The following is a 22766-nucleotide window of genomic DNA, read 5'->3' as shown; positions in this document are numbered from 1 at the left end:
CGGCAGATCCTGCGTCTGGCGGACGGGCTCGGGGTGTCGTCGTCGGCGGTGTGGCTACGCGTCGTCGCGGAGATCGAACGAGAGAACGGCAAAACCTACAGTCGCTGACCAATTCCGCTAGCTACACATCGACAAATTCGCACGTAGGGACGTGTGATGGAGAAACCCGAAACTCGCCGTGGACTTCGCCGCCACTCAGCTCGACGCGCTACGCCCCGCGGCCCGCTGGGCACGGAGACGAGCTGCGAGCTGGCGAAGCACCGACTTTCTCTCGGGGCCGTCGACCTCGCGAACCTCGCGGATCGATGCTGCCTGAGTATCGCGCACCCAACCATCCAGTTTTCCACCGAGGCACCAGTACACCAATGACATCAACAAAAACGACACCGCACACCACTAGCCATCAGCCCGCTGACCGTGCGCCGTGGTGGCGCCCCTGTGGAGTTGACCAGGACCGGATCAACCTCGCTTACCTTTTCGATGCCTTCCGCGAAGCCAAAGACAGCGATAATCGCTCCGTCGCGTCCGTCAAGTTCGCCCATATCAACGAACGTGACGCCGCCCGTCGAATGACCGCCCGTGTGCACGACGCAGGATTCGTGTTCCGCTCCGAGCGCGCGTTCCTCGACCGCGTCGCCGCCTACCTTGTCGCCCACCAGTCCGTCAGCTCCATCGTGGTCGCCGGCGCCGGGCTGCCCCACATCGCCGGTGACGATGACCTGCACTCCCACGTCCGCCGTGGCGAGGCGAACAACCGCAGCCGCACTCAAAACACCACCCGCGCCAGCGTGATCTACGTCGAACGCGACCCGCTGACCCTCGCCGAGCTACGCACGATCGCCGACGACGACAACGGCGTCTACGTCGTCGACGCCGATCCCTGGGACCCGACTGCAATGTGGGATGCTCTCTACAATACTGGCAGCGAAAACCCGGGACTGATCTCGTTCTGCTATGACCACGTGGCGTTGTTGCTAGGCGGGGTGATGTCCTTCCATGGCGGCAGCCGTGCCGACGTCGCGCACGTTGTGCAAGGCCATCTCGCACGGCTGCCTGTCGGCGGGTTCCTGGCCATGACACACCTGCTGCTGCCCGAACACCCCGACCTCGCTGCCCAGGCTCGTGAATTCGAAGAGGCGTTGCAGTTTCACGGTCCCGGCACAGGAAGTCTCGCCACCCGCCACGAAATCGAGACGATGATTGACGGCACGCTCGAGCTGCCACCCGGCATCGTCCCGGCGTTCACCTGGTATCCCGACGGGCCACTCACCGACCCGCCGGTCTGCGGCAGCTTCACCGCCGCGGTCCTCGCCCAGAAACCCGCACCAGACAGCGACTTACCGGAACCTCCCTGGCGGCCGACAGGTACTTAAAATTCCCGAACGTCCGTATCCCGATAAGGTGAATGATCAGAGGGCCAGAACCTCTGCCGTCACACGAATACCTATCCGACGGCATCGGCGGGACTCGACCAGCCACCCGGGGTTGGCCTTTCATCTCCCGTGTACCTGCGAAGTCAAGAAGTCGGCCTCCTTGGTTCACGGGAATCCGTGGTGCCTGGCTACGCACAAACCAGTCCTCGTGCGTGGCCAGGCATCCACGCCGCACCCGGCGCGTCGCATCTGCGCGACAGCACTTGTAAGTAGTACCGTGAAAGGATCTTTCTCCTCGTGCGCTTCAGAACGACACTCGCGACTGCCTTGGCGCTCCTTCCCATGCTGCTCGGGGTCTCCGCCGCGACCGCTGCAGACACCGCACCACCGCCGGCCGCCACGGCCTCCCCGCGAATCATCGGCGGCGACCCGGCACCGGTCGCCTACGCCGGTGCCGGGTCTCTGCAGCTGCTCGATCACGACGACCCGAACTGGCACTCCTGCGGCGTCACCCTGCTCGCTCAGGGCTACGACGAGGTCGGCGCACCGGCCTCGGTAGCGGTCTCAGCTGGTCATTGCCTCAGCAACGCGCCCAGCCCCGAAGTGCGAGCGCGAATGACCCCGGCCGTGAAGAAGATCTTCACCAGCTTCCGCACCGACCTGCGCGACCCGGCCATCGACCGGGGAAATCCCGCGATCTACCACGCCCGGTTCGGTTCCACGAACCGACTTCAAGGCGGTGTCGTACGCACCGGCGCAAAAATTGCGGTACCACCAGCCTGGGCCTGGGGCATGCCGGACAAGGACGGCAAGATCTGGGACCTCGCCCTCATCCGATTCAACGGTCACGTCAATGGTGTCCGGCCCGCCCGCATCGCCCCCGCGTGGCCGTGGCAACCCGCGCTGGTGATCGGCTGGGGGCTGACCACCGACCCGGCCGCCTGGACCGGTCCGGCACCGGCTCAGCTCAGCCAGCTCGACGTCCCGCTTCTACGCACCGCCAAGTGCAGCCCTGGCGCTATTGGTGCCGGCGAGCTGTGCGCCGGTGTCCCGCCCACCGGCGGCGGCGTCTGCAACGGTGACTCCGGCTCCGGGCTGCTTCAGCGTCACGGTGGCGACTGGTACTTGCTGGGGGACGCGTCCCGCACCATCGCCGAGTTCTGCGGCAGCGCCGCCATCTACACCAACCTCAACAACTACCAGTTGTGGATCAACGAGCAGATCCACCGGTTGCTTCCCGGCGTACCCACCGCCACCACACGCTCCGCGCTGGCTGCCCCGACCGTCAGCTGACACCACTGCCCCAGATCGGTGTGGCCGTGACGCACCTTGACGTCGCGGCCACACCGTACGATCCGCGTCGATTCGACGGAGTACAGGCAGAGCGCGACGAACTCGCGGGTGTAGCCAGCGACGTCGAGGTCGGGTGTGCCCAGCAACTGTACGATATGGCTGCCGAACAACCCCGACTCAGGGTTCGGGCCCCTCATGTGGAACCGGCGCGCGTCGGAATGGCCGTTCCACAGCAGTACCGGACGGTCGGCTACTCTGCTGGGATGCGCCGCGCGCTGTATGCGGCATGAGAGTACGTTGCGGGCTGCGCTAGCAAACACTCGGCTAGGTCGCGAACTTGAGGTGATATCGGCGATCGACTGAGCCGGTTAAAAGGGTGGCTCCCTGGAGGAGAGCTCTCGCATACGGGCGAGGTTGTTGCGGACGATCAGGGTGCGCGGGTGGTCGGGGCCCAGCACGCGCGAGCAGTCGACGAGCAGTTCCTCGAGCGCGTCTGCGGCACCAGCTGGATCGCCCGCCTCGCCACGTCGGCACGCGAGGTTGTGGCGGGTGATCAGAGTGTAAGGGTGGTCGGGTCCCAGTACCCGTAATTGGTCGGCGATCAGCTCTTGGAATGCGGTTGCGGCACCGGCCGGATCGCCCGCCTTGTTCCGCCAGTACGCCAGGTTGTTGCGCGACGTCAGAATGTCGGGGTGGTCGGGTCCCAGCACCCGCAACTGGTCGGCGATCAGCTCTTGGAGCGCGGTTGCGGCACCGACCGGATCGCCCGCCTCGCCCCGCCAGCGCGCCAGGTTGCCACGGGTAAACAGCGTGCGGGGGTGGTCGGGGCCCAGCACCCGCAACCGATCGGCCAACACCTCCTCAAGCGCGGTCGCGGCGCCGACCGGATCACCCGCCTCACCACGCCAGTAAGCGAGGTTGTGACGGGCGATCAGGGTGTCAGGGTGGTCGGGGCCCAGCACCCGCGAGTGGTCGGCGATCAGCTCTTGGAGTGCGGTTGCGGCACCGACGGGATCGCCTGCCTCGCCCCGCCAGCGGGCCAGGTTGCCGCGGACGATCAGGGTGTCGGGGTGGTCGGGGCCCAGCACCCGCAACCGATCGCCCAACACCTGCTCGAACACGACTGCGGCGCCAGCCGGGTCACCCGCCTCACCCCGCCAGTACGCCAGGTTGCTGCGGGCGATCAGGGTGTCGGGGTGGTCGGGGCCCAGCACCCGCAACCGATCGCCCAACACCTCCTCGAACGCGGTCGCAGCGCCAGCCGGATCACCCGCCCAACCCCGCCAGCGAGCCAGACTGTCGCGGGTGGTCAGGGTGTCGGGGTGGTCAGGACCCAGCACCCGCGTGTGGTCGTCGATCAGCTCTTGAAGGGCGGCCGCAGCACCGGCCGGATTGCCCGCCTCACCCTGCCAGTGAGCCAGACAGCGACGGGACCTCAAGGTGTCGGGATGGTCAGGGCCCAGCTGCTGGGTGGCAGTGGTGTGGATCTGGCGAAAGTAGTCCTTTGCCTCGGCGACCAGCCCAGTCCCGCCGAGGCTGTTCCCGGCTTGGAACAGCACTGGGTGCGCATGGGGTTCCCACAGTGGCTCGCCAGCGACGTCGGCGAGCGCGTCGGTGTTGGCGCGCAGCACCTGCTCCAATGCGGTGTTCCGCTCGATCCCTGGCCAGATGTGCTTGAGCGCGTCGGCTGCTGCGCGTGTCACTGCGGGGAGTTGTGGGACTTGCAGGGCGTCGCGGGTGGCGCGCTGCACTAGTGCGTGTACACGCACGGCCCTGGACACCGAATTCGCGTCCAGATTGATCAGGTTCAGCCGATGCAGACACCACAGCCCGTCGAATGCCTGCTCCGCATCGACTTCGCGTCCCGTAGCGGCTGTGAGCAGGTCGGTGACGGCCGGGGTTGTGAACAAGTTGGCGGGGATGCCGTTGGGGTCCAGCAGACTGGCGACCTCCAGCAGCATTCCCGCGATTCCAGAAGGTTCGAGCCGGTTGGCTTGCTCGACGGACAGTGACCAGGTGGTTGCGACGGTGGCTCGGTGCTCGTCGGGCAGCCCGTCGGGCTCGGGCAGCAACGACGCCAGGCTCCGCCGACGGTCTGTCCACCGGGCGCGGTAGTCGGTGCAGGACAGGCCTCGGTCCAGCATGTACGCGCCAGCCTGCGCCAACGCCAACGGCAAACATCCCAGCTCGGCCGCCAGTTCGGCCGCTCCCACGGCCAGGCGCGGCTGGTCGGCCAGGGCGGCGTGCAGGTAGGCCTCGGCTTCTGGCGGTGTGAACACGTCGACGTTAATCAGGCAACGGCCGTGTCCGCGCAGTGCGGCGTCACGGCGCCGGGTGGTCACCACCACCTGCCCGCCGGACGCTGCCGGTGGCCACAGGCCCCGCAGATCGGCCGGGTTCTGCACGTCGTCGAGCACGATCAGCCACCGCGTCGATGTGGCGGCGAGCCATTCCAGCAGCCGCCTCGCGCCTTGCTCGGGATCAGAGTCCTCGACGTCGGTCACGTCCATGGCCACCTGGGCGTAACTGGAGACGATCGCCTCCCGCGAGCCGGCCGTCACCCACACCCACAATCCCACTTCGCCCGAAGCCCACAACTGTTCGGCGTAATCCAGCGCGATCTGTGTCTTCCCGATCCCGCCCAAGCCCGACACCACACCGGTATGTACCCGAGGCTGGCCGGTCAGCACCGCGGTGTCGCCGCGCCCCAGCGCCCGCACGAGCAGGCGCGAAGCGCCTGGACGGTTTTGAAACGCCGCCGCGCGTTGCGGCGCTACACCTGCCCGGTGCGGCAGAACCACCGTGCGGCTTTGCTGGTGAAGGTGCACGTCACCGTGGATGGCGCCGGTTTGGACCAGACTCCCGGACACGCCGCCGGTGACGTCGTTGGCTACGTCGCCGTGCGACGGCTGGTCGAGGGGACGACTCATCGACCCAGTATCCCGAGGCCCCTCCCACAGCGAACGGGCGCCCATATCGATCCGAATGCCGGAAGACGGCTGCCACCTGGTCGCCCCCACCCTCGCAGTAGAGCGCGCCAAGCGGAGAAACGTCCGCTCATCGGCCATGAGAACGCGTTCGGGTCAACGCGATAACCGGTGGACCGGCACGGGCGAGCCCCTTAGCCTTCCGCCTAACCGTGTGGCCTTCCGTCAGAAGAGGTGCATTGCAGGAATGACCTGGTAGCCCGGTCGTGGACGGCCGGCTCAGGTCGAGGCTGTCTCGCCTTCGGTCGTTGATATCGGCCAGTATCGAGTACCTCGAAGGATGCGCAGAAGGTGGATCAGCGTGTCCGCCAAGCTCGGGGTCACCGCAACGGCACAACGCGAACTCGTGTTGTGCTGGCTACCGTCCGCGTCAACGACGAGTGCGCCGGCTTCGCGGGCGATGATCGCTCCGGCCGCCGTGTCCCAGCTGCGGTTGCCAAGCGTGAGACTGGCATCGAGAGTGCCATCTGCGACCCAGACCAGCTCGAGCGCCGATGACCCGAGTCGTCGAACTCGTTGTGCGCGTCGAGAAAGTGCCTGGTCCAACCTGGCGGATGCCCTCGTTCGCGCTACACCTCCCTCTCCTGATCCGTAATCACTAAGAGAAATCAGCGATTCCTCAAGGGTTTTTGTGCGTGAGACGGCTATCGGGTCGCCGTCTCGGAAGGCCCCGTGGCCGATCGTTGCCCAGTACCGGTGGTGGAGGAACGGCGTGTCAATGACGCCGAGAAGGGGTTGGTCCGCGTGGACGAGCCCGAGAGCCACCGCGCACAACGGGACCCCGTGGACGAAGTTGGCAGTCCCGTCAACGGGATCGAGGACCCAGTACACGTCCGGGTTGCCGGTCGCCCCGGTTTCCTCGCCGACGAAGCCGACGTCCGGTGTCTGATCCTGAAGGTGGTCTCGTACGAGGCGTTCGATGGTCAACTCGACGTCGGTCACCAGATCGCGATCACCCTTGGCCCGAACTTCGCCGGCTTGGTCGCGCATCAAGATGTTGATCGCCTTGTCCATAGCGCCGAGCGCAACGTCAAGCAGGTGTGCCGCGTCGAACGTACTCATCACGATCCCGATTGCCCTTCTGGCGACAGGTGGGCCCAGGTGGAATGCGGGGCGGCTTGCGTCGTCGTTGGAGTGGGCAACCGGCTGCGGCGAGGTCGAGGGGCGTCCCTCGCCGCAGCCGGTGCGTTCATGAGAGCGTGACCAGGGTCGATGCGCACGACTGCAGGTCACGACGGCCACGAAGGCCGAGGGCCCTGCGTGCCCGACACATCAAATACGCTTTATAACGTTGAGTGCATGAGCTGAGACGCATAGTCAACTCGCCAACGTCGGGACGAGGTACCGTCCACAACACGTCCGCTGGACGACCGCAGGGCAGCCTCCCGAGCATTGGCGCAACCACATCGGGCACCATGGCAGTGACCGTCATGCTGGGCAGGGAGGATCTTCACGTGGCAAGGATCGATGCGGTCTTCTTCGACGTGGGCGAGATACTGGTCGACGAAACCCGCGAGTACGGAACCTGGGCTGACTGGCTTGGAGTGCCTCGCCACACGTTCTCGGCTGTTTTTGGCGCCGTGATTGCTCAGGGAAAGGACTACCGGGAGACCTTCCAGGTCTTCAAGCCTGGTTTCGACCTCGCCGTGGAACGCGAGCGACGGGCCGCTGCGGGCCAGCCGGAGACCTTCGCCGAGGAGAACCTGTACAGCGATGTGCGGCCCTGCCTGCGGGAGCTCCAGGAGTCCGGCCTTCGGGTCGGTCTGGCCGGAAACCAAACCGCACGGGCGGAAGAGATCCTCAAAGCGCTAGAACTGCCGGTCGACGTCATCGGTACTTCCGACGGTTGGGGCGTTGAGAAGCCATCGCCCGGATTCTTCGATCGGGTCATCGAGGAGGCCGGGGTCCCAGCGAGTTCGGTGCTGTACGTCGGCGATCGGTTAGACAACGACGTCCGGCCGGCCCAGGAGGCCGGTATCTTGACTGCGCTCATCCGCCGCGGACCGTGGGGACACATCCTCCAAATGCCCGAGGTTGAGGAGCGCTGCCTGTTCCAGCTGACGAACCTCGCGGAACTACCTGCGCGCGTTGCTGCCCACAACGCCGAGTGCAGCTGATCAAGCCTTGGTGGTCAGCCCGGTCATTGCTCGGACTCGTTCATCCAGCTCGTCGACGTAGGGCGTAGCGCTCAGAGCCGCACGAACTTCAGGCACGCGTTGAAGTGCGGTGCTGTAAGGAGCCTTACTGACCAGGTCGCATGCTTGTCGGACGGTTGCAACGGCGTGTTCTGGATCGATCGGTGCATGCGCCGCAGCGAGGTCGAACAGCAGCACTGCCCTCTGTTTCATGGCGTTCTCGGAGAGATTGTCCAACGCGCTCTGGAGCCGGCCTGCTGCCTCGCGGGTTCGGCCCGCCAGCAGCAAGGCGTTGCCGGCGAAGCCGTCGAGTCGAGAGGTGTCGAAGAAGTCGAGCCAGGCGGGGTCGATTCCGGCGCTCACCAGCGCATCCTCGGCAGAGCGGACACGAGTAAGGCTTGTACTCGACTGGCCAACGCGGGCGGATACCTCGGCGTCGACGCAGTGCAGCCACGACCGCAGCAGCGGCCCCGCCCCGTACCGTGCGTGGGCATGAGCGGCCGCCAGGTAGTCGCGGGCCGGCTGTTCCTGTCCGGCGAAGCCGGGGACGAACGCCCGGTGCGCCAGTACCGCAGCCGCTAAGGGGTGATCCAGCGAGCTGGCAGACGCGTCCTCGGCAAGCTGGAAGAACGGTTCGGCCGCGTCTTCTTGACCCAGGTCGAAAAACAGTAGTCGGGAAGCGAGGAGCGCGGACTCGGCGACGGCCGAAGCTAGCCGGCGAGCATGCGGCGAGTCTGCTTCCGAAGTCGACTTGATCATGCTTTCGCCGAGGCGAGCATGAGCTGTAACCGAGGGCAGAAGTTCAACTGCAGCGCTCGTCCAGTACAAGTCACGATGAGAGGCGGTGATCGCAGCGAACGCGTCGACTGCTCGCGAATCCAACTGCGTCCGTTGCTTACGGGCAAGTGCTTCGACACCGTCGGGCATCGCGATGTCGTTCGAGAGCAGTGCTGCGAGGCTCGCCCCGAGCAGGCCCTTCAAGAACACCGGTCGGCTGAACTCAGCGTTGCCGCCCAGCAGCACCATTATCACCTTCTTCACGACAGCGTCGATGAATTGCTCGTTGACGAGCATGTTGGCCGTAGGCGCAGGCACGGCCGGATCTGCAGGGTACAGAGCCATCTCCGTGGCCGAGAGCAGGCCGAGCTCGCTGGCCGGTAGCCCGAAGACCAGCACGAGGTGCTTCTGGTAGCGCGGGTCGGGCTTGCGGTCGCCGGTTTCCCAACGTCGGACGGTGTCGGCGTTCAGACCGCACTCGCCTTCATCGGCCTGCTCCAAGCTCCGCTTGATCTGTTCGACGACTTCCTCTTGGCTCCAACCACGCTGAAGCCGTTGCCATCGCAGCCGCGTGTTTGGAGGGTGCTTCGGCGCCGATGTTCGACGTGTACCCACTGCATCAACCTCCGATCGACTTGGTGATCTCGCCTGCCCGAGGGTAGGAGCTGATGTAACCGAGCGCGACATTGGCGGGAACACGGGCGGGCAGCGGACGGGTTCTGGACGGTAGTCCTTCTCCCGTGGTGGGGGTTCGATCAATCGTGGACCGCTACCAGCGCAAACGCAGGGATACCGAAGACCGTGACTGAAGACAACCGGGTGCTGGCCTGCGGGCGACGATGGGATCGCCGCCCGGGCGCACTACTGGTTCTTCGGCAGGTTGAAGCTCCCGGCCGCCGCTCCGCCGAGGAACGCCTCCCACTCTCCGAAATCGAAGACCAGCACGTGGCCGTCCGGGTTCCGGCTGTCTCGCAACCCGACGGCGTTGCTGCTGAACGACACCTCGACGCATTGGTTGTCCGGAGGGTTGCTCAGGGGCGACTTCTGCCATTTGGTGAAGTTGGTGTCGAGGTGGCGCTTGTTTGCGTCCTGGATGTTCATCTGCTTCCTCGTGCCCTTTCGATCTCAAGTCGCAGGTCAGCTACAACGATGCGGCGATCTCCAGCAAGGTCCGTCGCGTCTGCTCGGGCCCGCTGGCCGCGGCCCGCTGGTGGTCCCAGAGAGTCAGGTACCGCGCCGTCCTCTTGCTGTTCTCGACGTACTCCCCGCCGTCATGCTGCTCCAGGTAGATGATGTCAACCGCCGGCTTCGTGTCATAGCCGAAGATCGTGTAGTCGTGGCCTTGCCCCATGTAGTAGCCGACGCTGAACGGCACGATCTGGAGTTCGACGTTCGACCTGTCGATGATCTCGACGAGCTTCATGATCTGGGCCTTCATGACCGGACCGCCCTCGGTCCGGCGCAGGGCCGCCTCGTCGATGATGAACCAGAACTGCTGGTCGACGTGGTCCAGTACGGGTTGCCGGGCGATGCGGTCGGCGACGTACTTGTCGATCTCCTCGGGCGACAGCGAGGGCCGCCAGGCCCGCGCGTTCTTCGCATGTAGTCCTCGGTCTGCAGCAGCCCTGGGACGACCAGGGCCTGGTACGCGAAGTACCGGTTGCAGCTCGGTTCCATGTCGACCAGCAAGCGCATGTACTGGCGAAACCTGGTGCTGAAGGCGCCACGCTTCGTGCGGTGCTTGCTCTCAGCTTGCAAGTCTCGCGTGTAGGCCCGGTCAGCTTCGTTCGCGGCGTACCGATCGAGCAGAGCATTCAGCTCGATCAACTGGATGCCGCTGCCGCCCTCGATGTGAGCGATCTTCTGCTGGGTGCATCCGAGGACACCGGCCGCGTCTTCCTGCGTGACGCCAGCTACCTCACGTAGACGGGCAAGCTGGTTGCCGAGGACGATCTTCATGACAGCCGGAGGCAGCTCCCGGCGCGGCTGGTTCACAGACTCCTCCACCTCCACAGGGTGTCTGGTTGCATAGCGTATCCGCAATTCACCCAATCGGTCGACTAGTTAATCTGAGTACACAAGTTACGGTCTAAGGGTCGAAACAACAGCACCCCCGGTCGAAAAGGAGCGCAGAGCGATGAGTACACAAGTTAACATCGCAGCTGCGACGGCCGTGGTCGCCCCCAGTGCCATACAAGCCCCCGCTGAGACGTTGTGGGGGTCTGGGCTGGCGATCGCAGCGGCGCTCCTTCTCATGGCGGGCTGCGTGGCCGGAGTCGGTGCCGGCTGGTGGTACGTAGGCGAGCGGCGTCGAGTCCGACGCTGCCGTGGACACATACCGCCGAGTCCGCGCTCCGAGGCACCGCTGACGACGGGCTCCACCACCATCGCCTCCCAGGGTGTTTATCAACCAGTCGCCCGGTCACGCAGCCCCCGGCACGCAATGCCGACAAGTCGCTCGACGGCTCGCCGCCGAGCGACCCCGCGTGGCACATCGCCGCAGCGCCGCTTGACTCGCGCTGCCTGACCCCCTGCTCTGTCGAAGGAGGTGGCTCGCCGTGACAACGTCGACCACTCGCACTCCAGTCGCACATTCGGACCTGACTTCCGAAGAACGCTGCAACTCCTATCGCAGCGAATACGGGCTAGCAGCGACCGTTGACCGCTCGTCGCAGCGCATCCTCATGCCCGTCGGTGGGCTCTTGGGTGCGATCACCATGCCGCTCGAACTCGGTCGGTGTGTCCAAGCCGGCCTCCAGATCCGGATGCTCGCCGGTCCCGTCATCGAACGCGCGCAGACCCAGCGATGGACGTTCATCACCGGCCCCGGCCACGCACTCGACGACGTGGTCCACGCGGACCTTCTTCGGCTGGGAGTGTCAGCTGTTCCCGAAGGCGACAACATCGTCTTGCCATCCCCAGACGACGAGCGATTCGGTCTCTGGTGTTGGGAATGCGCTCCGAACGCACTGAAGGACTTCCCGCCGCCGACGACAGTGATCGCTACCACGAGGGCCATGGCCTCCGTGGGACGGTGACCGGTCCACGCCGGCGACGTCGCGGCCAAAGCCCCCTCGATCGCCGAGTGTGCCGATCCGGCGCCGACCCGGATCCGGCACACCGGTTCCCGAAACCGACTCGGCCTGCGTCGAGCAAGCGACGAAAGGACATCGATGATGAGCCCAACGATCTTGCTCTCCCCGTCCCCGCTGGCCCTGTCAATGGTCACCCTGCGAGAGAACACTTTCGACACCGCAAGGTTGAGCATCCTTTCTCTTTCTGCCTCACGATGGTCCACAAGCGATCTTGCGCGCCGACGCGCGTTGTACGTTCGACAAATCGAGACCGGCCTGTCAAGGCGAGTTGCCCGTCAACAACCAGGTGGCGCCGATGGTGTTGTCGGCCAAGACAGGCTCCCGGCGGCCATTTCACGCTGCCGAGACTGTCCGACTAGGTCGGCCCGGTGAGTCATGGCCGAGCCACAGCAAGGACCTGAACCACTGCTGTACTGGGGAACCAACCAGCAGGGCGGAACAGCGGATCACTATGCCGGACGCGTGCACGTCGTCTGGCCCCACAACGAGTTCTACGGCCTGTGCAGCCTTCCAATCGAAGAGATTTGGGAGCAGCGGCCGCCGGTGCCGGACAACCTCTGTCCACTGTGCTGCGTCCGCGCAATGGTTGCCCTGTTCCCAGCCTTCTCCGAGTCTCTGCTGACTCTCCCGCCGGGAACGGGCAGACACGAGCTCGCCGCTCAAGATCAGCAGGCTCCGCCGGAACGCCCAGAAGAGCAGACCAAGTTGATCCCGGCGATCAAGTCCGCGGGCTCATGAAAGCTATCAGGAATTGGAGTGCGGTTATGGCCACCAGTCTCGTAGAGGGCCGCAGCGAACAGGTAGGTCAACTCGACTCCCTTGGCAGCCCGCGACGCCCCTGTGGGGGCCGTCGCACTCGTGCTTCCAAGCGAGGAGTGCGAGCACCCGAGTTACTCGTCCCAGCCCAGCAGCCACAACCATCCAAGCCACCAGCTTCCGGTCCGAGCGCTTCCCGCGGAGCTGTCCGGTCGACCTGTGACGTTCATGGTGGTGACGATGCTCGATTGATTCAAGCGGTACGTCGTGGAGACACTGCGGCGTACGGCGACCTCTACGCACGGCACGTGGACTCGGCTCGTAACCTTGCTCGCCAGCTTTCCCGGACAGCGACCGAAGCCGACGACCTCGTTTCGGAAGCGTTCATCAAGGTCCTCCAAATTCTCCGCGCCGGCGGTGGCCCTGACTCAGCGATCCGCGCATATCTCCTCACAGCGCTCCGGCACACGGCATACGACAGGACTCGCAAGGAACGCCGTGTCGAACTGTCCGACGACATCGTAGAAGCGGTGGATCCCGCGCTCGTCAGCGTCCCCTTCGATGACACCGTGATGACAAGCAGTGAAAGAGCTCTCGCGAAAAAGGCGTTTGTCGGACTGCCTGATCGCTGGCGAAAGGTGCTATGGCTCACCGAAGTTGAAGGGCACACGCCAGCGGAACTGGCGCCGAGCCTCGGACTCACGCCCAACGGGGTGTCGGCCTTGGCATACCGAGCTCGGGAAGCTCTCCGTCAGGGGTATCTGCAGGCTCATTTGGGTGCAGCTCAGACAAAGCAATGCGGACCGACGATCGATATGCTCGGATCTTGGACACGAGATGGCCTGCCGAAGCGGCAGACCGAAGAGGTTGAAACGCACCTGGTCGCCTGCTCTTCATGTCGAGCGCTATCCGCAGAACTTGCCGAAATCAACAGTTCCTTCCGTAACGGCGCAAAAGCGCCCGCGAAGCGTCATAACCGCGGCAAGAACTTTCGCCAATCCGGTGCTCGCCGACAGAGCCTCACGATCCAGACTGGGCACCGTCTCCTCATCATGAAGTTGGCGAGCTAGCTGGCAACAGGCCCCCCGCGGCTCCCCTGATCGGGTTACTTCACGTGCAGCCTTCAGTAGAGACCGGGCTCCGGCGTACTCTTGGGTTCTTCCGGAGGCGCCAACCTCCCCCTTGCAGCGCCGTCCGGAACCGCCGCCGACCGGCGCGATACCCCAGCCGCGGGCCGGTCGGCGGCCTTATTTAGTTCATCGGACTGGCCAGGATTGCTGCGAATGCTCCGGTGATCAAAGACGGCTCGAGTGGGATGTTGCGGCTTGCCGCAGATCCCGGTGGACAGCGCTCGATCACCGCGGGAAGTCAAGAAGCAGCAGGACGGTCCGTGGAGGGTCACCCGCTTCGCCGTAGAGGGGTGCTAAGGGATGTCTCGTAACCCGGTGTCGGGCTGGCTGGGCCGGTAGTTGATCATGTTGGTGTGGTGCAGGTGATCACAGCGTCGCGGCCGGAGTGGATTGCCCCCTTCACCGGCTTGGAGCCGGGCCAGTTCCGCAAGCTGGTGCGGCTGGTCGCGAAGCGAGGCGGGGACGAGATCGCGGACGGTCGCCCGGGTCGGCAGTGGGCGTTGCCGCTGGCCGACCGGGTGTTGCTGGTGGCAACGTATTGGCGGACGAACTTGACGATGCGCCAGATCGGCCCGTTGTTCGGGGTGTCGCACTCGGCGGCACATCGAGTGATCGACACGGTCGGCCCGCTGCTGGCTTTGGCGCCGGTCCGTAAACGCCGAGTGGATGCGGTGGCGATCGTGGACGGCACGCTGGTGCCCACCCGGGATCACCGGTTGGCGACACCGTCGAAGAACTACCGCTACTCGACCACCGTACAGGGCGCGATCGACGCCGAGACGCGGCTGGTCATCGCCACCGGCGATCCGCAACCGGGCAGCCGCAACGACTGCACCGTCTACCGCGACTCCGGCATCGCCGAACAGCTCGCCGGCCGGCCGGTGATGGCCGATGGCGGCTACCAAGGCAACCCCGAGGTCGTCATGCCCTACCGCAAACCCCGCGACGGCAACGACCTGCCCGAGTGGAAAGAAGACCTCAACGCCACCCACCGCACGATCCGCGCTCGCATCGAGCACGTCTTGGCGCGGATGAAGAACTTCAAGATTCTCCGCGACTACCGCCGCGCCGCGAGCACACTCGCCGACACAGTGTCCGGCATCGCGAACCTGCACAACATCCGCCTCGCCGACTGACCGCAACACCAACCCTACCAACCACAGCACGAGTTACGAGACATCACTTAGGAGCTCTGACCCCACTTCGGTTTCGTCCTGATGACGGTCACCTGTGGTCGCGGACCCTGTCCACCGACCAGCCGATGAATTCCGCGATCTCCTCGTCGGTCGTGCTCCGCATGGAGATCCAGTCATCCAGCGCCTCACTCAGGCTGTCGGGGATGCCTGCGGTCACAGGGCGAGGTCCAGGCTCCGACTCGAGCTGGTCGATGTGGATCCACGTGTCATCGGGATCGAGGCGGTCGGCCGTCGCGTCGTAACCTTCGAGGCCATCGTCGCCGTGAGCAAGTTGTTCACCGGTGCGCCAGTCGAGGATTTCCCATGAGTCCAGCCCGGTTTGCCCGCCATCAACAATGCGATGTCCTTCGGCCTCCAACGCCTGGATCTCAGCGTCTCGCTGCTGGGTGTCCTGGGCTTGCCCGGACAACAGCGCTCGAATGTGGGCACGGACCAAGTCGGTACGGTTCGGCACAAACTGCTGGCGAGGGTCGCCTACCTCACGAGCGGCACGCGCGTAGCTCGCGCCGGACTCGGACATACGCTGGCGCACTGCTCGGGTACGAGCTCTGCTGGATTTGCTCATTACGGACTCCCAAAGGGACCCCCACGCCGCCCCACGAGGTCAGCAGGCAATATCAGGTACACGCTGCGTCGGAGACGGCTTGTCCTCGGTTGCCGGCTGCGGCGTGGGCGCTCCGGCTCGGAGTCGGGCGGGCGTGACCGCCTTGCATGAGTATATCGGGAGACTCGACGATCATCTACTCGGCACCTCGCAGCCGTGCGTCCGTACCGCACGTGTCGGCCTATCATTGTCGGCCTCGCCGGGACGAGGAGCCCTCGGGTCGGGCGTGTCCGGAACGAATCCGGAGGAGACTGTCGTGATGGAGGTATGACTCAGATCGACGAGCGGAACAGTCACAGCGTGGAGCAGGAGATGGCGAACGGTGAGATGCGCGGTGAGCATGAGCCGACCCCGGCCAAGATGCTGGAGTGGCGCCGTGATGACGTGTTTCTCCCCGAGGCCGATGCCTGTCCGGAGGAATACCCGCACCTGCGGAACATCTCGGCCGGGTACATCTTCGGCGGCGTGGTCCGGCCGCTCGAACCGGCTCCGCCCGAGTACGTGACGCTCCCAGCGCCCCGCAGCTCGCCCGAAGAGTTCCTCGCGGTCGCGCAGTGGAACATGCTGTGGGAGGCAGCCCAGTTCCGACGGCGCTTCTTCGACCTCGACAACCTGCCCGAACCGATGGCCAGGATCGCCGACCTCGGCGACGTCAACGTCATTTTCGTACCGCGGACACGGACGCGGTACTTCGAGTACGCGCCGCTGTTCCACCTGCTGCCCAAGCGCGTCCTGGACATGTTCGGGCTGCCCTTGCTGCGAGGCGGCCAGTGGCCGTTCATGGCCGACTGGGCGGGCATCGACGACTTCCTGCCACCCGACTTCGAAGTGCAACTGGCCCGCGCCTGGGCGTGGACGGTGTGGCCGCACCTGATGTCGGGGTCGAAGATGAAGGCGTTCTCGCTCGACGACCCGATCCGGCTGCTGGCCCATAACCTGGACTTCTGGGTGCCTGCGGTCACCACCACCATCCAAGAGCGCCTGCGAGACTTCCCCGAGGTCGACAAGGGCAAGACTCCCGGACCGGTCGTCTTGGAGGACGGCAGCGTGCTCGCCGGAGCCATAGCAGGCAATCCGAGGACGGGCGGGCAAGTGTGGTTCGGCGAAGACGACGCGCGCGACGCCGTGGCCGAGACCGTGGCGGCGGCGGATCGGACCGGGCGGCTGCGCGGCATCCTGGACGCGGTCGGCTCCCACCGGGTCGAGGACGACTTCTCCAGCCACTGGTCGTACGCCCGCGAAGACTTCGAACGCAAGCTGCACGGAAAACGCCGCAAGGTAACGGTGAGGTTCGTCGAGCTGACCGACACCGTCCCAGTCCAGGGACCGGAAAGCGAGGTGCTGGGCAACCTGATCACCAACGACTTCCTCACAGTGCTGGACACCCGGAACCGGCAGATCGTCGTGTTGCTCAACAGCGGCTTCACCAGCAAAACCGAGATCGCCGAAGTACTCGGCTATGCCAACCACAGTGCCGTGTCGAAGCGACTCGCACAGATCCGCCACGCCGCCGAGGCGTACTTCGACGAGGACTAACCCGCCCAACTGGACCATCACCCGTGCGAGTGATCATGACCATCTCGGAAAGGCGCTCAGGCGGGATGCGCCTAAGGACCCCAGGTCGGTCGCGCTGTCCCGGATCTACGGCCACCTGCTCGGCGGCAGGCACAGTCTCGCCTCCGACCGTGCGGCGGCCGACGCGATCACGGCCCTGGCACCGCACTACGTGTCCGTTCGGCGGAGCCACGCCTTCGTGCGTCACGCTGTGCTGCTGCCCCGAAGGATCGCGACGGCGGCCAAACCTTCAGCGAACGTCACGTCGGAACGACCGTGATCGTGAGCAACGCCCCGAACAACAGGAACGGCCCCATCGGCACCAGCGAGCCCCGCGGTCTTCGGCGGGTTGCCCGAAGCAGCAGCCACACCAGGGCGGCTGCGAACCAGCCGAGGATCGTGGCCGTGACGAGTGCCGACCAGCCCAGCCAGCCGAGAGCGAGTCCGAGCAGACCGCCCAGCTTCACGTCGCCGGCTCCCAGCCCACCTCCGGATATCAGCGCGAGCGCGAGGTAGAACACGGTGATGACCGCCATCCCGACCAGCGCACGCAGAAAGTCTGGTCCTCTGGAGTGCAGGATGGCCGAGGTCGCGAGCAGTACGCCGACGAGGGCGACGCCTGAGTAGATGAGCACGCTAGGTAGCCGTTGCTCAAGGACATCGATCACGCCGAGTGCCACGCCGATGGCAGCGAGAACACTGTAAGGCAGCAAATCGAACTGGTGTCCGAAGCGCCAGGCGAGAGCACCGAAGGCGAGGGAAGTCAGAATCGCAGCCGTGAGCCGCGTCGCGCTGGAAGCCGGCGGAGCTACTGTGACCAGAGGACGAACGCCGAGCGCCAGCCCGATGCCCATAAGTATCCCCACTCCTGTCCACACCATGGCGAACGCGGCGGACATCAGCCACCACCGGGTTCAGTTACGTTTGGTAGCCGATCTGCCACTCTTCGCCCCGGACAACCGCTGTTCATATCCCCAGTGCTACCCGAAACAACCTCGGGCGGTGATGCCTATAGCCCGAAAGAGTGAAGATTCATTAGAAATGCCATAGCGACGCCAAAGTCAGTCACGTACACACTTTGCAGGCGGTGGAGGTAGGTCGTGCAGACGTTGTGTATCACGAAGAAGATTAACGATTGTCACTGATGCTAGGGGGTGAGGTGTAATAGTTTGCAAGGACTTGACCATTGGTGGACGCCGAGCCAGGTCGACCACGGTGCCGACACGCCGGTCTTGGTCGCCACACTGCCCGACGGTGCCCCACCGGGGATTCTTCTACGAACGTGAGCCCCTGGAACGGTGATCCACGCCACCACAACCTCGCCGCTGCGACCTACGGCATATCGCAGACCAATCGCAAGATCTTCTCCGCGGCGACCTTCGCCGTCGCCTCCCGCTACTACCGCAGGCCGAGCGCGATGAGGTAGACGTCGCACCGTCGGCGTACCATTCGCTGATGGACGAGGGCGATAAGGACAGGCCCAGGAGAGCATACGATCGTCAGTTAGCGGAGCGCGGAGCTTACCTCGCGACCCGGACCGACGAAGTTCCAGGTCCGGGCGAGTGCTGGATGTGCGGTCAGTCCGGACGTAAAATGAGTCGCGAGCATATCTTCTCACAGCATCTTCAGAGGATATTCGATGCCAAGAAGGAAAAATTCTTTCCTACTCACTATGATTCATTCGGCAACGTAATCAGTGCACGACAGATGCCAGCGTCATCATTCACTGCAGGCGAGATATGCGAGCCTTGCAACAACGGGTGGATGAGTCGGCTAGAAACTCAGTTTGGCAGATTGCTTGCAACTCGAAGCCTTCCGGCATCCATGGACCGAGCGACGCTTGAGCTTATCGCTCGATGGTTCTCCAAGACTGCTATTGTTCTCAACGTGAGCCAAAATTATCGGTCGTTAATTCCGGCAAACAGGCGACATCAGTGCGCCGAACGTGTACCTAGGGGATTTCGCGTGTACCTGGCGAGACTCGCTCAACCCGGCGAAGGGTGGTTCGATTTTCAGCAGGGCGCGACTGGCATGCTCAGCTTTCACCCCGTTGATGCCAATCCACATGACCTGGCCCAGCGTCGAAGAAACGAACGTTTCTATGCTTGCGGCATACGAGTAGCAGACTTGCTGGGGTACGTACTATTTGATCCGCCAGATCACAGGCATGTCCCCGTCTACCCCCTGGCACCTATTTGGCCTCGCCCGCCGAAATCATTACCACAGAAGTCCCTGCCCGAGCTCGAAGCTCTCACCCAAGGGCTTATCGTCCACATACCGACTTAGCGAACCTTTCTCGACCTGGCTGGATGCGTTGACCGCAGAGAATGTAGACCCACAACCGATGGCCGGATTTGGACTCGGACTAACGCCCCGGCCGAATATAGGCCAGTGCTTTTCTGTGCATAGTCGGCGTTATCGAGTAGCCCCTGACGATTCAATGGACCCTCGGGCCGACGGCCAATGCACGATCGAACGTCAGGTCGGGACGAACATGACCGCGATCAACGCTCCGAAGAGCAGGAACGGTCCCATGGGCACCAGAGCGCCGTGCGGCCTTCGCCGGGTCCTTCGAAGCAGCAGCCATACCAAGGCGGCTGCGAACCAGCCGAGGACGGTGGCTTGTGACGAGTGCCGGCCAGCCCAGCCAGCCGAGCGCCAGTCCGAGCATGCCACCCAAGCTTCACGTCGCCGGCTCCCAGTCCTCCTCCCGGATACAAGCGCGAGCGCGAGGTAAACACGGCGACGACCGCCATCCCGACCAGCGCACATAGAAAGTCCAGTCCCCTGGAGTGCAGGATCGCCGAGGTCGCGAACAGTACACCAACGAGGGCGACGCTCAAATAGACGAACACGCTGGGTAGTCGCCGCCCGAAGACGTCGATCACCCCGAGTGCCACGCCGAACGCAGCCAGAACACCGTACGGCAGTAAATCGAACTGGTGTCCGAAGCGCCAGGTCAGAGCGCCGAATGTGACGGCGGTCAGCAGCACAGCCGTGAGTCGCACCGCGTTAGCTGCGGGCGGAGCGACGCTGAGCAGGTGTCGAAGGCCGATCGCCAGGGCCAAACCGACGGAGACGCCCACGCCCGTCCAGGTCAAGGCGAACATGCTGGGCATAAGCCGACACCACCGTCAGTTACCTTCGGCAGCCGATTTGCCACCCTTCACCCCGGAAATCCGCTGGTCGCGGCCCTAGAGTTGCCGAGGCAACCTCGGATAGTGATCCCCATGACCTGAAAGAGTGAAGATCTCCAGGAAAACCCATACCGACTTCAAAGTCAGTCACATACACACTTTGCAGTCGGCGAGGGTCACTGGTGTAGATGTGGTGTGTATCACGAAAAACATTGACGATGTTCACTGATGTCAGGGGGCGTGAGGTGGCTCGCAAGGTTTTAGCCGCAGACGGGCACCGGGCCGGGCCGGTGCTGGGGTTTGGAGCGATGCTGATGATGCTCGCCGCCTGCGGTTCCGGTGCGACCACCCCGCCCCCGAGCGTGACCCAGCCGACGGGGCAGGAGCCGTCGACATCGGCTCCGCCGACTACGACGCTGTCCGCTGTCGACAAGGCCAAGCAGGACGGGCTCACGTCGTACCGGGGCATGTGGCAAGACTTCGTCACGGCCGGGACCACATCGGACTGGCAGTCGCCGAAGCTGGGGCGGTACGCGACCGGGATCGCGCTGACGAACATGTCACGGGCCTTGTACGCGGATCACTACAACGGCTTGGTGACCAAGGGCGAACCCACCTACGAGCCTTCGGTTTCCTCTGTCGCCCCTCCTGACAACCCGAACAAGATCGTGATCACGGACTGCTCCGATGATTCGCGCTGGTTGAAGTACAAGGCCGACACCGGGCAGCTCGCCAACGACACTCCGGGCGGTCGGCACCTCATCAACGCGATCGTCCAGAAGCAGGCGGATGGATCGTGGAAAGTCTCGGAGTACGGGGTGCATGAGGCGGGGACATGTTGAAACTACGACGCGTTTCAATCGTGACAGGGCTGGTGGTCGTCGGCGGCATATGCGGTGTGGCTCCAGCGCTCGCCGACGGCGGCTACGGCAGCACAACGTGCGACCAGACGCCGGCCCCGGTCTGTGACCTCGGTGCGGGCAAAGGCGGCGACAACAGCAAGCCGGGGAACCCAGGAAACGGCAACAAACCTGGACGTCCGGGCACCGGCAAGCCAGGCAAGGACAACAGCAACCCCGGCGACACGATCATCGGCGGGAACTCGAACTTGGCCAAGTGTTCCTATGTGAAGAGCGACTACCAGCCGCCGTCCGGTGGTGTGGTCACCGCCGCCTTTACCAAGCCACTGAACATCAGCGGCGCCACCGCGCAACCCGCTGTCTTCGCCCCTCCAGCAGCGGGTGGTTTGGTTTTGGCGCAGGCCGCCCAACCAGCGCAGGGCCAGCAGGGCTCCTGGTACGTATGGCGATGCTCGACCGCGGGCGTCACCGACGGGCTGTACCGGCCCCCTGTGTGGATCGCGGATGGACAGCAACCCGGTGCGGCGCAGTTGCCCTCGCCGGCCGAGTTGGCGCAGATGGCCCGCAAGCAGTTGCGGCTGCCCACGCCGACGATCGCGGCGAACCCTGTCGGCGATCAGCTGGTGAACTTGCCCACGTGGATGTGGCTCTCGAGCGGGTGGGGGCCGGTATCGGCGACAGCCTCCGTGCCGGGCGTCTCGGTGACGGCCACCGCGACGCCGACATCGGTGACGTGGTCCATGGGTGACGGCAGCACGGTGACGTGTACCGGGGCGGGCACGCCGTTCCGGGCCGGGACTGACCCAAAGGCGCCTTCGCCGGACTGTGGCCACACCTATAGCGCCTCGTCCGCGAAGCAAGCGGGGCAAGCGTTCCCGGTCGCCGCGACGGTGCACTGGACGGTCACCTGGGCGGGCGCGGGGCAAGGTGGAACGTTCCCAGACCTGACCACGTCCGGTAACACGGCCTTCCGTGTCGCGGAGTCCCAAGCCCTCAACAACGGCGGCGGCTGACCTTCCCAGGCAGCACCTCCTTTCACAGCAACACCAACAGCAACTCGTTCTCCCGCTCGCTGAAGAACCTTGGCGACGCGGCGCACTACCCCCATCCCTGGAGGAGGTACCGGCGTGACCACGAACATCACGACCCAGCCGGACACCGACCGACCCACGAAGTCGGCCAGCGGTCCCTGGGTGGCGGACGGCAAGAAGCCCGCCTCGCGGCTGCGCGGGACGAAACGACGTCGCAGCATCCCGCACCTGCTGCTGGGTGCGCTACTTGTGCTGGCGTGTGCGGCCGCGTTCCTGGTGGTTTCGCTGAACTCCGGGAATCGGGAATCGGTCTTGGCGTTGGCGCGGCCGGTTGCGGTCGGGCAGGTGCTGACCGCCCAGGATCTCAAGCAGGTCAACGTCGCCGTCGACCCCGGCGTGTCTGTTGTGGACGCGAACCAGGCGACCAGCGTGGTGGGTAGAACGATGTCCTCGAGCCTGCCCGCCGGTGCGCTGCTGACCCTGGACGCGGTGAGCGGTGCCGGTGTTCCCATGACAGGGCAGGCGATCGCGGCGTTGTCGTTGAAGGCGGGCCAGTTCCCGGTGGAGGTGTCGCCAGGCGCGCACGTGTCGGTGGTGTTCGTGCCGGGCCAATCGGGCGCCGCGCTGGGCAGCCCGCCGACGCCGGACTCCACGACGGTGTGGCCGGCCGTGGTCACCAGCGTGACCTCGCCGCCGAACCAGCAGGTCACGGTGGTGTCGGTGCAGCTGAGCCAGGCCGCCGCCCGCCAGATCGCCGCCGTGCCCGCGGGTCAGTTGTCGATCGTGATGCTTCCGGGAAGTGGTCAGTGATGTTGGTGGCGGTGCTGTCGGTGAAAGG

Annotated in this window: 18 protein-coding genes and 1 pseudogene; 10 read left to right on the top strand and 9 right to left on the bottom strand. The window is 64.9% G+C overall.

Annotated features, from left to right (window positions below; genetic code table 11):
* Positions 1-365 precede the first annotated feature (365 nt).
* Together AB0M93_RS11770 and AB0M93_RS11765 are read left to right on the top strand one after the other, a co-directional pair.
* Positions 366-1373 (top strand): SAM-dependent methyltransferase, encoded by a 1008-nt coding sequence (locus AB0M93_RS11770; RefSeq protein WP_364271456.1) that lies wholly within the window; start codon positions 366-368, stop codon positions 1371-1373.
* 342 nt (positions 1374-1715) lie between these two features.
* A complete protein-coding gene (locus AB0M93_RS11765) occupies positions 1716-2666 on the top strand; it encodes a trypsin-like serine protease (protein WP_364271453.1) in 951 nt (316 codons plus the stop codon).
* Positions 2667-3034: 368 nt separating this feature from the next.
* Here the strand turns inward: AB0M93_RS11765 and AB0M93_RS11760 are convergent, their stop codons facing one another.
* Both AB0M93_RS11760 and AB0M93_RS11755 read right to left on the bottom strand, forming a co-directional pair.
* Entirely contained in the window at positions 3035-5596 is a 2562-nt protein-coding gene (locus AB0M93_RS11760; RefSeq protein WP_364271450.1) for a tetratricopeptide repeat protein, read from the bottom strand.
* Between the two features lie 276 nt (positions 5597-5872).
* The gene (locus tag AB0M93_RS11755; protein ID WP_364271447.1) at positions 5873-6715 is read right to left on the bottom strand and encodes an inositol monophosphatase family protein; all 843 of its coding nucleotides are present in this window, start codon (positions 6713-6715) and stop codon (positions 5873-5875) included.
* A 353-nt stretch (positions 6716-7068) separates the two neighbouring features.
* On the opposite strand from AB0M93_RS11755, the gene AB0M93_RS11750 reads away from it, so the two are divergent.
* Entirely contained in the window at positions 7069-7770 is a 702-nt protein-coding gene (locus tag AB0M93_RS11750) for an HAD-IIIA family hydrolase (protein ID WP_364271444.1), read from the top strand.
* Here the strand turns inward: AB0M93_RS11750 and AB0M93_RS11745 are convergent, their stop codons facing one another.
* From AB0M93_RS11745 to AB0M93_RS11730, 4 genes and pseudogenes are all read right to left on the bottom strand, one after another.
* On the bottom strand, positions 7771-9066 hold the full coding sequence (locus tag AB0M93_RS11745; protein ID WP_364271441.1) for a hypothetical protein: 1296 nt from the start codon (positions 9064-9066) through the stop codon (positions 7771-7773). It abuts the gene before it with no gap.
* Positions 9067-9426: 360 nt separating this feature from the next.
* Positions 9427-9666, bottom strand: coding sequence for a DUF397 domain-containing protein (locus AB0M93_RS11740; protein ID WP_103349814.1), 240 nt, complete (start codon positions 9664-9666; stop codon positions 9427-9429).
* Positions 9667-9706: 40 nt separating this feature from the next.
* Positions 9707-10524 (bottom strand): annotated as a pseudogene (locus AB0M93_RS11735) (helix-turn-helix transcriptional regulator).
* A 686-nt stretch (positions 10525-11210) separates the two neighbouring features.
* Positions 11211-11420 carry a hypothetical protein gene (locus AB0M93_RS11730; RefSeq protein ID WP_364271438.1) on the bottom strand — a complete coding sequence of 70 codons (210 nt, stop codon included), beginning with the start codon at positions 11418-11420 and terminating at the stop codon, positions 11211-11213.
* 615 nt (positions 11421-12035) lie between these two features.
* On the opposite strand from AB0M93_RS11730, the gene AB0M93_RS11725 reads away from it, so the two are divergent.
* The 3 genes from AB0M93_RS11725 (at position 12036) to AB0M93_RS11715 (ending at position 14682) form a co-directional block, all read left to right on the top strand.
* Complete coding sequence (locus AB0M93_RS11725) at positions 12036-12398, top strand: hypothetical protein (protein ID WP_364271435.1); 363 nt, start codon at positions 12036-12038, stop codon at positions 12396-12398.
* A gap of 266 nt (positions 12399-12664) precedes the next feature.
* The gene (locus tag AB0M93_RS11720) at positions 12665-13486 is read left to right on the top strand and encodes an RNA polymerase sigma factor (RefSeq protein WP_364271432.1); all 822 of its coding nucleotides are present in this window, start codon (positions 12665-12667) and stop codon (positions 13484-13486) included.
* A gap of 416 nt (positions 13487-13902) precedes the next feature.
* A complete protein-coding gene (locus tag AB0M93_RS11715; protein ID WP_364272840.1) occupies positions 13903-14682 on the top strand; it encodes a transposase family protein in 780 nt (259 codons plus the stop codon).
* An 88-nt stretch (positions 14683-14770) separates the two neighbouring features.
* Here AB0M93_RS11715 and AB0M93_RS11710 read toward each other — a convergent pair whose 3' ends face one another.
* A complete protein-coding gene (locus AB0M93_RS11710; RefSeq protein ID WP_364271430.1) occupies positions 14771-15307 on the bottom strand; it encodes a hypothetical protein in 537 nt (178 codons plus the stop codon).
* A gap of 306 nt (positions 15308-15613) precedes the next feature.
* Between AB0M93_RS11710 and AB0M93_RS11705 the strand changes: the two genes are divergently transcribed.
* On the top strand, positions 15614-16882 hold the full coding sequence (locus tag AB0M93_RS11705; protein ID WP_364271427.1) for a sigma-70 family RNA polymerase sigma factor: 1269 nt from the start codon (positions 15614-15616) through the stop codon (positions 16880-16882).
* 278 nt (positions 16883-17160) lie between these two features.
* Here the strand turns inward: AB0M93_RS11705 and AB0M93_RS11700 are convergent, their stop codons facing one another.
* Both AB0M93_RS11700 and AB0M93_RS11695 read right to left on the bottom strand, forming a co-directional pair.
* Positions 17161-17754: an A24 family peptidase gene (locus AB0M93_RS11700; RefSeq protein WP_364271424.1), complete on the bottom strand. Its 594-nt coding sequence runs from the start codon at positions 17752-17754 to the stop codon at positions 17161-17163.
* A gap of 1650 nt (positions 17755-19404) precedes the next feature.
* Entirely contained in the window at positions 19405-20019 is a 615-nt protein-coding gene (locus AB0M93_RS11695; RefSeq protein WP_364271421.1) for an A24 family peptidase, read from the bottom strand.
* A gap of 326 nt (positions 20020-20345) precedes the next feature.
* Here AB0M93_RS11695 and AB0M93_RS11690 point away from each other — a divergent pair, with 326 nt between their 5' ends.
* The 3 genes from AB0M93_RS11690 (at position 20346) to AB0M93_RS11680 (ending at position 22738) form a co-directional block, all read left to right on the top strand.
* Positions 20346-20879, top strand: coding sequence for a hypothetical protein (locus AB0M93_RS11690; protein WP_364271418.1), 534 nt, complete (start codon positions 20346-20348; stop codon positions 20877-20879).
* Positions 20880-20899: 20 nt separating this feature from the next.
* Positions 20900-21910, top strand: a complete 1011-nt coding sequence (locus AB0M93_RS11685) for a hypothetical protein (RefSeq protein WP_364271415.1) — start codon at positions 20900-20902, stop codon at positions 21908-21910.
* Between the two features lie 114 nt (positions 21911-22024).
* A complete protein-coding gene (locus tag AB0M93_RS11680; RefSeq protein WP_364271412.1) occupies positions 22025-22738 on the top strand; it encodes an SAF domain-containing protein in 714 nt (237 codons plus the stop codon).
* Positions 22739-22766: the final 28 nt, after the last annotated feature.

The organism is Amycolatopsis sp. NPDC051102 (assembly GCF_040682815.1).
Lineage (GTDB): Bacteria > Actinomycetota > Actinomycetes > Mycobacteriales > Pseudonocardiaceae > Amycolatopsis.
The sequence above is the reverse complement of the archived record's forward strand: the minus strand, read 5'-3'. Positions and strand labels throughout refer to the sequence as shown.